Origin of the sequence: Mucilaginibacter sediminis (genome assembly GCF_051903035.1) — a bacterium.
Classification (GTDB): domain Bacteria; phylum Bacteroidota; class Bacteroidia; order Sphingobacteriales; family Sphingobacteriaceae; genus Mucilaginibacter.
This window is the reverse complement of the sequence record NZ_CP170602.1, coordinates 1076072-1089784: the sequence shown is the minus strand read 5'-3', so window position 1 is coordinate 1089784 and position 13713 is coordinate 1076072. Positions and strand designations below refer to the sequence as shown.

Below are 13713 nucleotides of genomic sequence, written 5' to 3'. Positions count from 1 at the left end.
CAGATATTAAAGGATTGGGGCGGGGCCAATAATTAAATAAATAATTATAAATCCGGTTCTTTTTTTTATTTTAATAGCCGGTATGCAAAATCGTTTTAAACTATACTTAAACCTTATTACTGGTGCTTTGCTGTTGTTAATTAATAAACAGTGTGTTATGGCGGCGGGTACACCCGTAGTGCACGTAACACCCAAACCCGGCTGGTTAAGTGTCTGTAAGCCTTATGACCAAAGACCGTCGGCACGTACCATAGAAAAAGGTTATTTTTTTGCTCTTTTTGAACAGCAGGTGCATGTTGAGTTGCAGGCCAATTACCACCATGTAATTAAAGAGATAGTATCTGAAACAGGCATTCAAAATGCATCACAGGTTAATGTGAGTTTCGATCCCAGTTTCCAGCGTCTTGATTTTCATAACATCATTGTTTGGCGCAACAACAAGCCTATTAATCGCTTAAATGTATCTGCCTTTAAAGTAATTGCCGACGAACAGGATTTATCCAACTTTATTTACCAGGGTAGTTACTCGGCTTTGCTGATCCTTGACGACATTCGTAAAGGCGACAGGATTGAATATTCATATACACTAACCGGCCGCAACCCTATTTTTAATGGCAGGTTTTGCGATGATATCGCTTTTCAGTGGTACCAGCCTATAGCACATCAGTATACGGTGCTCATAGCGTCGGCACAAAGAAAATTGAATTTTAAGGCGATTAATGCCATACCTAAAGTGGCTATCAGCCAAACTGCTGGCTTAAAGCGGTACGAATATGAGGGTTTCCAGGTACCACCCGCGCGTGACGACGAAAACCAGCCTGCCTGGTACGAAAGCAGGCCCCGCGTACAGATCAGTGAATTTAATGGCTGGGCTGGCGTAGTAAATTGGGCACTGAGTATTAACCCGGCAGCAATCAATATTAAAGGCGAATTGGCACAGCGCATTGCCGAGATTAAGGCAAAAACAGGTAACGACCAGGTAAAATATTTTCGCGAGGCGGTTAAAACCGTGCAAAATGAGGTGCGGTATATGGGCATCGAAATGGGCCAATACTCGCATAAGGCAAATAATCCCGAAAAGGTATTTAAACAACGCTACGGTGATTGTAAAGATAAATCGTTATTACTGGTATCAATGCTGAAAGCCGATGGTATAGATGCAGCGATGGTGCTGGTAAATTCGAGCGTTAGGGCGCATATTGAAGATTACCTGCCAACTTACTATGCATTTGACCATGCTGTGGTTACTGCCAACGTACAGGGCAAACAGGTTTGGGTTGATGCAACTATTGACTACCAGGGCGGCTCGGGTACCGATATTTATTTCCCTAATTATGGTAAAGGTTTGGTATTAAGAGCGGGTGATACTTCGCTTACTACCATACCACAATCCAAAACAGGTAAAGTGATTTTTAATGATATCTATAAAGTGAAAAACGACCACGCGCCGGTGATGTTCACTGTAAAAACCACTTACACTTTAAACGAGGCTGATGATATCCGCAGCCGGCTTGCCTCGACAGGCATGGCCGAAACGGAGAAAAATTACCTGGATTATTATGCAAAAACATATACAAAAATCGAACAAAAAGACTCGATTACAGTGGATGACGATCTGGATAAAAATGTACTTACAACTACCGAAACCTATACCATAAAAGACTTTTTCCGGGTAGATACCGAGACCAATAAAAAATCGGCTGACTTATATGCCAACTACATTTCGCAGCAACTGCCATCGTTAAACGGAAGAATAAAAACGCCTGTGTCATTGAGTTACCCACTTGATTATGATTATACCATAAGCGTTATATTAAAAGGAGGCTGGGACATAACTGACAAAACCAATGCAATTACAAGGGACTATTATAAATTTTCGTCTGATTACACATCTTCGGGCGATACGCTACAGCTTAATTACAAGCTTGCTTACTTAAAGGACAATGTTCCTGTAGATAAACTGGACGAATTTAAAGAAGATATTAAAAAGCTTAACAGCGACGGACTTAGCTATAGTTTTAGTTACGGAGCCATCAGCGAACCCGGATCGAACATTAACAACCCGATGGTTATTTTTGCAGGCTTTTTGGTGGTTGGCCTGATTTTTTTAGGCGTATGGTTTTACCAGCGCGAAACACCGGCTATTGTTTTTAGCTATGGATCAACGTTTATGCCTATTGGTGGCTGGCTCATATTGATAGCCATTGGCCTCGGGGCAACAGTCCTTAGCGTTGCCCGGAATCTTTACACCGGCAATTTTTTTGATATGGCTACCTGGAATTCCTTTGCTACCAGTAAATATGGCTTTAACCACAAACTTTTGTTGGTTGTTGGGGCCGGTGGCAATATTATACTCATGATGCTGGCTGTTTTTTGCCTTATCCTTTTATTAAATAAACGCGATATATTCCCTAAAGTTATTACCGGTTATTTTTTATATGTCTTGGGGTTTGGCGCTGTTTTTTACATCATATCATTAACCGTGCATGATGAAAAAGTTGTTTCGCAGTCTTTGTACTTTTTAATAAGGGCATGTGTTGTTTCTGCTATCTGGATCCCCTATTTCAAAAGGTCTACCCGGGTGGAGGATACTTTTATTGTGCCTTATCCGCCTTACAATTACAGCTACGAAGGTCCCGATTCAAAATATCCAGCAGCTAAAGACTAAATTATATTACAACTTAGTAACGTAATATCGTGATTTAGCGATATATCAAGACTTCAGGAAAGAAAACTTTAATTAAGTATTTGAAAATTAGATATTTAATCAATGGTATAGGTTTAGCAAAGTAATTTAGGTTGTAAATCAATTTAGTCGTCATCAATTAATTATCAGCAATAAATTAGCTTATAACATTAAATCGACAGCAAATAGGGATTTTTAGAATAAATTTGATTAATAATTACATTCAGGCCAATGAAATTTCAACAGTTATTAGAAGACGTCAAAAAATACGTGATATCTTATTTTGATGCCTACCAGGACCCCAACTTAATTTATCACGATCTTCAGCATACCAAAGATGTTGTAGCTGCCGCTACAAAAATTGCCAACCACTACCAGCTTAGCGATGAGGACTTTTTTGTTGTTGTAGCTGCCTCATGGTTTCACGATACCGGATATTTTACTGATAAAGCCGAACACGAGGCAAAGAGCATCAGCATAGCCGAGCATGAGCTTAAGCAGCTAAAAGTTACCGATGCGGTAATTGAAAAAGTAAAAGGCTGTATTATGGCTACCGAAATGCCACAGAAGCCAGTTGGCTTACTTCAGGAAATTATATGTGATGCCGATCTTTTTCATTTAGGAACCGATGATTTTAACGAACGCAGCAAACTGGTGCGTAAAGAAATAGAAAAGGTAAAAAACATTGTACTTGATAAAGACGTGTGGCGTCAAAAGAGTATCGAACTACTGCAATCGCACCGGTATTTTACCGATTATTGCCGTCTGCTGCTTGGCGATCAGCAGCAAAAAAATCTGGATAAACTGATAGGCAAACAGGCGCTGGTAAAAGACAAAGCGCCTGCAATTGCTTTGGCCGAAGAAGGCGTTGTGACTGACACAGACGATGATAAGGCTGATACCGAAAAGCATGGTAAAAAACATAAAACGGATAAGCCTGAACGCGGTATCGAGACGATGTTTCGCATTAGCTCAAGCAATCACCAGCGGTTGAGCGACATGGCCGACAATAAGGCCCATATCATGATCACGGTAAACTCTATCATTTTATCGGCCATTATTAGTTTGGTGCTGCGCAAAATTGATGAACACTCCAACCTCCTGGTGCCAACCTTTATGCTGCTTGGGGTAAGTTTACTCACTATCACCTTTTCGATACTGGCAACCCGGCCGTCGATACCTGACGGCGTATTCACACATGAGGATATTGAGAATAAAACCGTTAACCTATTGTTTTTTGGTAATTTTTACCGCATGTCGCTCGAAAAATACAGCGAGGGCATGGTTAAAATGATGGACGACAGCGATTTCTTATACGGAAGCCTTATCCGCGATAATTATTCGCAAGGTGTGGTGTTGGGAAAAAAATACCGCTTGTTGCGTGCCTCGTACAATGTATTCATGTTTGGCCTTATTATTTCGGTAGTTGCGTTCATTATTTCGACACTGATCTAAAACGGTAAGTACTATACCGTTACAAATATATCTACTTATGGATCATTACTCATTTTTTGACAGGGATTTAAGCTGGCTGCTTTTCAATGAACGGATTTTGATGGAGGCCGGAAAAGATACTTTGCCATTGATGGAAAGGGTAAATTTTCTCTCCATATTTTCGTCCAATTTAGACGAGTTTTACCGGGTACGGATGCCTGTATTATTGGCCTTACATAACCTGGCCAAACACGGCAACAGCGAAAAAGAGGATGTATTGCTGGAAGCCCAGGAATTGATAGGCCATCAACAACAGAAATTCGGACATGTTTTTACCGGTGAGATTATACCTTTATTAAAAGCCAAAAAAATCACCCTGCTTTTTAACGAACCTATACCCAATGCAATTGCAGACAAGGTAAGCGACTACTTTTATAGCCAGGTTATGGCGTTTTTGCAACCTATAGACCTGGCTGATACCAAAAAGAATTTCTTCCCGGAAAATAACCGATTGTACTTTTTAGTGACCCTGCAAGCTGAGCACAAAACCGAACGCAACGTAATCCTTAACATTCCATCAAACCAGTTGCCCAGGTTTTACCGCGTGAATATAGATGACGGGCAATACATTGTTTTTTTGGATGACATTATCCGGAATAACCTGGATAAGTTATTTAAAAACGAGGTGCTTACAGGCTGCTACAGCATAAAAATAACCCGTGACGCCGAACTTGACCTGGACGACGAGTACCAGGGCGACCTATCTGAACAGGTTGAAAAACAATTACTAAAACGCGATCTGGGTATTGCCACCCGCTTTTTGCACCAACCGGGGATGCCTTTACGCACCCTGCATTTTATAACAGATAAATTTAATCTGCAAAGCTCGAGTGTAGTGGAAGGAGGGATGTACCACAACCTAAAAGATTTGTCGGGTTTACCTGTGAATAATTCTTCGTTGCGTAACACGCAATGGACTCCAATAACAGGCTATCATGTAAATGATATGGGATCGTTGTTTGATCATATCGAAAAACAGGATTACATTTTTCATGCCCCATACCAATCTTACGATACCATCCTTCGTTTTTTTAACGAAGCCGCTACCGATGGTTCGGTTAAAGAAGTGTCTGTTACCCTGTACCGGGTGGCCAGCGAGTCGCGCATTGTAAATGCCCTTATAAGTGCCGCTAAAAATGGAAAAAAGGTGCGGGTTATGGTCGAACTGAAAGCCAGGTTTGATGAAGCCAACAACATTAAATGGGCAAAAAAAATGAAAGCCGCCGGTGTAGATATTATTTACAGCAACACTGCCTTAAAGGTTCATGCTAAAATTGCGTTGGTAAAAAGACATGTCGATGGCCGCGATAAATACTCCGGATTATTGGCAACCGGGAATTTTAATGAAAGCACCGCGGCATTTTATACCGATCATATCATGATGACGGCCAATTCATCATTACTGCGCGAAATGGAGTTGCTGTTCATGTTTTTAGCAAAGGGTAAAAAATCGGCAGATGGGTATCCAATTGATTTTAAGCACCTGCTGGTAGCCCAGTTTAATTTGCGGGACCGCTTTTTAGCGTTAATTGACCAAGAAATTGCCAACGCCAAACAAGGCCTGCCGGCATCCATCACTATCAAATTAAACAACCTGGAAGAGCGTACGCTAATAGCCAAACTTTATGAGGCGTCACAGAGTGGGGTTAAAATATCGCTGATAGTACGCAGTATTTGCTGCCTGATACCCGGTGTACCAGGAATGAGTGAAAATATCACTATAAGGCGCATTGTAGACCGCTACCTGGAGCATGGCCGGATTTTTATCTTCCACAATAACGGCGACGAAAAGGTTTTTCTTGGTTCGGCCGATTGGATGAACCGTAATATTTACCGGCGGATAGAAGTTTGTTTCCCGGTTTACAATGATAACATAAAGGCCGAGGTTTTGCAGCTGATTGATTTTCAGCTTAAGGATAATACACAGGCTGTTGCACTCGATGATGAGCTACGGAATATAAAAATAAAGCCGGTGCCGCCTATGGTGCAGTCGCAAAAGGCGATTTATGAATTTTTAAAATCGAAGCTCAATGATTAAGGATATGCGTAACACATTGATGGCGGTTATTGTAGCGGGTATATTGTTAAGTATCTCTTGTGCCAGCAAAACAGGTACACAAGGCTACGATAGCCCCACCGGATACAACCTCAATAAACCTGTAAAATATTATATGCCCGATGGCTTGCTCGAAATTTCGGGCATAGCCTTTAACAATGGCAAAAGTGACTCGGTTTATGCCGAACAGGACGAAGATGGGAACATTTATTACCTGAAACTGGGCGATAAGCAGGTTAACTACAGCAAATTTGGTAAAAAAGGCGATTATGAAGATATAGCTATTTGCCATAACCAGGTAATTATGCTGCGTAGCGATGGGGTGCTGTTCACATTTCCTTTTGGCCAGGTACGGAATAAAGAAATTCCTGGCGTTCAAAAATTAGAGGGGCTATTGCCCGAAGGTGAATATGAAGGTATGTATGCTGATGAAAAAAATGGCCTGGTATACCTGTTATGTAAACATTGCACCGACGACAAAACTACCAAAAGCAGCAGCGGCTATATTTTGGCTTTACAGGCAGATGGCGCACTTAAACAGAGCGGAAGTTTCAACGTAGATGTAAAAACAATAGAAAAGCTAACCGGGAAAAAGAAGATTAGTTTCCATCCGTCAGCCTTAACTAAAAACAGCAAAACCAACGAATGGTATATTTTATCATCGTTTAATAAATTATTGGTGGTTGCCGATAACAACTGGAATGTAAAAGCAGTTTACAGTTTAGATCCTGCTATTTTCAACCAGCCCGAAGGTATTACATTTGATAATAAATACAACCTTTATATCTCAAACGAGGGCAGCAAAACGGCTGCGGGTAATATCTTAAAATTTAACTATAGTAAATAAACACATGCCAAAAAAGATCAAGCTGGTAGCTATACTATTAACCATTTTTAGCATTACCTGTTATCAAACCTGTTTTGCTCAAAACCTTGATGTTGATATCTTAAAAAGAATCAACCCGCAAAGTCCAACGTCTTCTTACTGGCATAATACAAGTACATCAGCCTACTACGTAGCAGGGGCCGCTTCGTTTGGTACTTTAATATACGGATTGGCAAGCGGCGATAAAGCAGCTAAACAAAATGGATTAGAGGCTATTATTAATTTAGGTGCAACCGAACTTTTTACTTACGCTATTAAAAATTCGGTAAACCGTACCCGCCCGGCAGATAGGTATCCAAACGATGTATTTGTTAATTCGCCAACACACGGTCAGTCATTTCCGTCAGGACACAGCAGCCTTGCTTTTGCTACCGCCGCTACCATATCCATACAATACCATAAGTGGTATGTAACCGTACCGGCTTATTTATGGGCTTCGTCTGTTGGATACTCCCGTATGTACCTGGGCAAGCATTATCCATCAGATGTACTTGCCGGCGCGGCCGTGGGCATTGGCACAGCATACGCGGGGCACTGGCTTAATCAAAAACTATTTAAAAAGCATACTGTAATTCATGAGGGCCATGATTAAAAAATTACTTCTGCTATATATATGTTTAACTGGCGGCCTTAATCTGCTGGCACAGGACCCGGTAAAATACCGGGTGATACTTATAGGCGACGCCGGCGAAATGGACATGCAGCAAAAGGCGGTTTTAAAACACGCGGCGGCCAACATCATCAAAAATAAAACAATTGTGATGTACCTTGGCGATAATATTTACCCCAGGGGAATGGGCCTGCCCGGCAGCCCCGAAGAGAAGCAAACCCAGAAGATCCTTCAATCGCAATACCAGCCTATGCGGGCCAATGGCGCACCGGTTTACTTTTTACCCGGCAACCACGATTGGGATAAAATGGGGCCGCAGGGCCTGGCCAAAATAAAAAGGGAATGGGCGTTTTTAGAAGAGCAGCAGGATAGCCTGTTAAAAATGGTGCCCCGCAATGGCTGCCCGGACCCTGTGGAAATAAACCTGGGGGATAACCTGACAGTTATAGCCTTTGACAGCGAATGGTGGCTGTATCAATTCAGCAAAGCAAATGATGCCGCCGAATGCGATTGTAAAACCAAAGAAGATATTATAGATAAATTTGAACAGATCCTGAGCCGGAACCGCAATAAAGTTATCCTGCTGGCATCACATCATCCGTTTCAAAGCTATGGCACCCATGGCGGCTATTTTTCGTTAAAAGATCACGTTTTCCCGCTGACGGCGGTAAACAGTAATCTGCTTATTCCGTTGCCTGTGTTAGGGTCGTTGTATCCATTTTTGCGATCATCATTTCCAAACCCCGAGGATTTAAACCATCCTTTATACAAGGACATGGTGAAACGAATAGATGGGGTGTTTAAAGGTTTTCCCAACGTCGTCCACGTGGCGGGGCATGAGCATGGCCTGCAGTTTATAAAAGACGATCAGCTGCAGGTTGTAAGTGGCGCGGGCGCCAAGCATACTTATGCTATAAAAGGCAAAAACTCCCTGTTTGCCGATGCTACCCAGGGATATGTGATAGCCGATATTCTTGCCGATAACAGCATGCGTTTTACCTACTTTATTGACGGAGAATCCGGCGTAAAACAGGCTTTTGTTTATACCCAGCCTTACATACCGGTTAAACCATTACCGGCAACCCCGTTTAAAGTAATTACAGCCGATAGTTTGGTAATTAAAGTACATCCATCATATGATAGTGTAAGTAAATTTCACCGTTTGTTATTTGGCGAAAACTATCGTAAAGAATGGGCTGCCGATACCAAATTGCCGGTTATCAATATAGCTACCTTTCAGGGAGGGCTGACACCCGAGAAACTTGGTGGTGGTTTTCAAACACATTCGCTGCGTTTAATTGACAAAACCGGTAAAGAGTGGGTTATCCGCAGCGTTGAAAAAAGCCCGGAAAAATTGTTACCCCCGGAGTTCCAGGAAACTTTCGCCAGAGATTGGGTAAACGATGCCATGAGCGCCCAGCATCCATTTTCGGCATTGATTGTGCCTCCATTGGCCGACGCGGTACATGTGCCGCATACCAACCCGCAAATCGGCGTAATGTCGCCCGATGAAAAGCTGGGAAAGTTTAACAAAGTATTTGATAACAAAGCTGTGCTTATTGAAGAGCGCGAACCTACCGGTAAATCAGATAACTCGTTAAAAATGGTAGTCACGATGTTAAAGGACAACGATAACAGGATAGATGCCGAAACATTTTTACGCGGCCGCCTGCTTGATTTGCTGATTGGCGATTGGGACCGCCGGGGCGATCAGTGGCGCTGGCAGGGTACCAAAACCGACAAGGGTATTTATTATACCGGTGTCCCACGCGACCGCGACCAGGCACTTTACACCAACCAAGGCATCATTCCATACATCGCCTCAAGGGAATGGGCAGAGCCCGACCTGCAGGGCTTTGGCGGAAAAATTAAGAATATATATTACTCATTGTGGAGCAGCATGTTTGCCGATTTGTTTCCGGGGATGAAATATAATCACGAAGATTGGACGAGGATTGTTAATGAATTTGTGGCTGCCGAAACCGACGAGGTTTTAGAAGCTGGCTTACGCCGGTTGCCCGCATCGGCTTATAAATTAAGGCATGACGTGTTATTGAAACAACTAAAAGAGCGCCGTGCGAACATCCCGGCCGCCATGGAAGAGTTTTATAAGATCAGTAATAAAATTGTCGAGATCCACACTTCAAAGAAAAATGAACTCTTTAACATTAAAGATATCCCCGGTAATGGATTAAATATCATCATCAACAAAATCAGCAGCGGCGGTAAAGTGCGGGATACCTTGATGAACATCAATTTTATGCCCGATATTACCAAAGAGATCAGGATTTACCTGGGTGCCGGTGCCGATAAAGTTGTTTTAAATAATGCCACGTCGCCCATAAAACTCAGGTTTGTTGATAGTGTTGATGTAAAAGACTATAACATTGTCCGCTCAAAAAACAAAGTGCAGATTTATGACCCCGGTACGCTGAAATTAACAGGTGATAGCACCAGGGTACGCAAGTATTTTTCGGCCGATAGTGCCAATATCTCGTATATGGCTGTAAACCTGTCAAACGTTACCATGCCCATGGCCAATATCGAGATAAACCCCGATGAAGGTTTTTTATTGGGGCTTGGGTTTAAGTATACGCACCAGGATAGTTTTCGTAAATTTCCGTATAACGATGTGCAGCAGGTATTTTTGAGCCACTCGTTTTCAACAAAAGCTTTCAGGGCCAGTTACAGCGGCGAGTGGATTAAAGCCATTGGCAACGCTAACCTGTTATTACAATTCCAGGCCAATTCGCCGGAGAATATCAACTTTTTTGGCCGCGGTAACGAAACTGTATTCGATAAAACCGGTAATTACAAAAAGTTTTATCGTACCCGGTTCACAACCGTTCAGTTCGATCCGGCTTTAACCTGGCATAGTGCGGGCGGTACTACGATAACCGTTGGGCCGTCATTACAGCACTATAATTTAAATGCAGCTGACAATACAGGCCGTTTAATTACAAATCCCTTACTCACCAATAGTACAGATAGTTATACCTTTGATCAGCGAAAACTTTTTGCGGGCGCAATTTTTAACTTCACCAGCGATTTGCGTAACAACAAGATACTACCCGCATGGGGAAGCTACGTAAATGTTAAATTGCAGGGGTATATGGGCTTAAATAGTTATTCAAACTCTTTTATACAACTGATACCGCAGGCTGCTTTATATAAAAGCTTAAACGCCAACAGCACCATAGTGCTGGCCGAGCGGGTAGGCGGCGGTATCACCATTGGTAAAACCGCTTTCTATCAATCGTTGTTTTTAGGCGGACAGGATAACCTGTTAGGTTACAGGCTTTATCGCTTTGCAGGGCAATATAGTTTTTATAACAATTTGGAACTGCGCTTAAAATTGTTTGATTTTGCAAGTTATATTGTACCCGGGCAGGCCGGCTTGGTAGGTTTTTATGACATTGGCCGCGTTTGGGAAAATGGCGAGCATTCTGATAAATGGCATAATGGTACCGGCGCCGGCTTATATATTGCCCCTGCCAAATTAGCGGTTATAAAAATTGTGGCGGGGCATTCCGAAGAAGGCTGGTATCCTTACTTATCAACGGCCTTCAGATTTTAACTAAGGTAATTTATAAAAAATGCACACCGAAGTACTCAACATAAGTAAAAATGATTGCAATGTTTGCCAGGTAGAAACCTGCCTTACGTTTGATCCTTTTGTAGCGCATTTACAGGAGCGTGTAAAAACAGAAAAGACCCTTAAATCTGAGTTTTATAAATATGTACTCCATAAGTTTGAAACAGACTTATGTATTGATCTGGAGGTGAACCCCGATTATGCAGAAATGTACAGGGGTACATTGGAGTTGATTTACAGTATACTTACACCGCCTATTTTAAATGAAAAAGAGTTTTTTTGGGCGCTGAGCACCCCGGTACCCGAAAAGATATTTTTCAGCACCGAGGCTTTTTTTGAATTTCATTCCAGTCACCATTCCGGCCTGTATGCGGTCAACATGGCCGATCAGGATTTATTTGCACAGCGCCAGAAACGTTTTATTTACAACCTGATCCTGGAGCGCATGTATGGCTTCAGTACAATTCTAAGGAACGAGTTGTTGTACAGCTATGTAGATCCCGATACCAAACTTACACGTTACTATAACATTTTTACCAACCCGCAATTTGTTAATGTAGTATCAAAGGGAGAATTGCCTGTATTAAGCTTTGAGGCCATTGAGCCTTATCTTAATGATTTTGAGGGTATAGATGTGCTTGAAAGCATTTTACCACTCTCAAATTTTAAGTTCGAAGGTTTCTCGGTAATAACTTTAACTGATGTTACCTTACCCCATGCGATGGAAAGCATCCGGAACGAACTGGTTAACCACTCCAGTAACGAAACCGAACAATATGAGCATATCATCAATTCGTTAAAAACCCTATCCGAAGACCCGGCAATTGAATTTGGCCTGATGCCTTTTTTAACAGTAAATAACCGACCGATATTCGATACTGATGAGTGCTCGCAAAGTGTACTTATGTCATCTGCAAAAAAATATAGTATGGCCGAAGAAACCTTTGTGGCTATTGCCAATGATTATAACAAAAATCCCAAGCCTATATTCTTTAACGTTATTAACGACGAAAAGACCATAAAGTATCCCTTTTTAAAGGTATTAAAACAATCGGGTGTTAAATCATACGGTATTTTTCCTGTTTACTACAATAAAAAAAATGTGGGTATCCTTGAGGTATATGCTTACAAGGAAATAGCATTTTACGAAAAGCTACTATCAAAGCTGCAAACCGCTATGCCCCTGATAGCGCAGTTACTCCAAAACAGCATCGATCAGTTTAACGACCGCATTGAACGGGTAATTAAAGACAAATTTACCTCGCTTCAGCCATCTGTTCAATGGAAATTTAACGAGGTGGCTTGGGAGTACCTTAAAAGTGGTAATAGAAGGCGTAAAAATCAGGAAATAGAAACGGTTGTATTTGATAACGTGTACCCACTGTTTGGCGCAATAGATATCCGCAATTCCACCATTGAGCGTAACACTGCCCTGCAGGATGATTTAAAGGCATTCCTTACGCTGGTTATGGATACCCTTACCTCGCTAAAAAAACACATTCACCTGCGTCTTATTGATAACCTGGTATTTAAATGCGATGAATGGCTGCAAAGGGTAAGTGGTTTTATTACCACAAACGACGAGCTTACGCTGGATGGCTTTGTTAGGGATGAACTAAACCCATTCCTGGAACATTTCAGGCAAAACTATCCCGATGAAAAACCGGTGATTGATAAATACTTTGCAGCACTGTCTGAAGATACAGGTCTTTCTTTTGCCAATAGGCGTAACCTGGAAAATTCCATGCAGCTTATTAATAACAGCATCAATCATTACCTGGAGGTAGCACAGGGCGAAGTGCAGGAATCATATCCATGTTATTTTGAGAAATTCAGGACAGATGGTGTCGAATATGATATTTACATAGGGCAGTCGATTGCACCAGGCCGGGTTTTTGATTTGCTCTATTTAAAAAATATCCGTTTGTGGCAATTAAGGTCGATGGCTGAGATAGCAAGGATCACCAACTCTTTAATCGACCAGATTTCGCATCAGCTGCAAACAACACAGCTGATTTTTATCCACTCAAACCCAATACAAATCAGTTTCAGGAATGACGAACGTCGTTTTGACGTGGAAGGCGCCTATAACATCAGGTACGAAGTAGTTAAAAAACGTATTGATAAAGTATTGATAGCTGGCACTGTTGAGCGCCTTACCCAGCCGGGCAAAATTGCTATGGTATATTTTAACGCCAACGAGGCAACCGAATACCAGGAATATATTAAATACCTGCAGGATTCGCATATATTGAATAATGATCTTGAATACCTTGACCTGGAGGAATTGCAGGGTGTTACCGGGCTAAAAGCCTTGAGGGTTGGGGTAAATTATGATTTTAAATCATAAAACAAAACGGTGTATTAAACTATTGTGTACTATGCG

7 protein-coding genes are annotated in these 13713 nt (G+C 41.8%); all 7 read left to right on the top strand.

The window, feature by feature from the left end:
* The first annotated feature begins 82 nt into the window (after positions 1-82).
* Positions 83-2668 carry a DUF3857 domain-containing protein gene (locus tag ACFGVS_RS04250; RefSeq protein ID WP_439697599.1) on the top strand — a complete coding sequence of 862 codons (2586 nt, stop codon included), beginning with the start codon at positions 83-85 and terminating at the stop codon, positions 2666-2668.
* 249 nt (positions 2669-2917) lie between these two features.
* Positions 2918-4141, top strand: a complete 1224-nt coding sequence (locus ACFGVS_RS04245; RefSeq protein ID WP_274213413.1) for a Pycsar system effector family protein — start codon at positions 2918-2920, stop codon at positions 4139-4141.
* Between the two features lie 37 nt (positions 4142-4178).
* The gene (gene ppk1, locus ACFGVS_RS04240; RefSeq protein ID WP_439697598.1) at positions 4179-6218 is read left to right on the top strand and encodes a polyphosphate kinase 1; all 2040 of its coding nucleotides are present in this window, start codon (positions 4179-4181) and stop codon (positions 6216-6218) included.
* Positions 6211-7083, top strand: a complete 873-nt coding sequence (locus tag ACFGVS_RS04235; RefSeq protein ID WP_439697597.1) for an SdiA-regulated domain-containing protein — start codon at positions 6211-6213, stop codon at positions 7081-7083. Before ppk1 ends, ACFGVS_RS04235 begins: the two co-directional genes overlap by 8 nt.
* 4 nt (positions 7084-7087) lie before the next feature.
* Positions 7088-7714, top strand: a complete 627-nt coding sequence (locus ACFGVS_RS04230) for a phosphatase PAP2 family protein (RefSeq protein WP_439697596.1) — start codon at positions 7088-7090, stop codon at positions 7712-7714.
* A complete protein-coding gene (locus ACFGVS_RS04225; RefSeq protein WP_439697595.1) occupies positions 7707-11309 on the top strand; it encodes a BamA/TamA family outer membrane protein in 3603 nt (1200 codons plus the stop codon). The genes ACFGVS_RS04230 and ACFGVS_RS04225 overlap by 8 nt, the downstream gene beginning before the upstream one ends.
* A 19-nt stretch (positions 11310-11328) precedes the next feature.
* Positions 11329-13677 carry a GAF domain-containing protein gene (locus ACFGVS_RS04220; RefSeq protein WP_439697594.1) on the top strand — a complete coding sequence of 783 codons (2349 nt, stop codon included), beginning with the start codon at positions 11329-11331 and terminating at the stop codon, positions 13675-13677.
* Positions 13678-13713 lie beyond the last annotated feature (36 nt).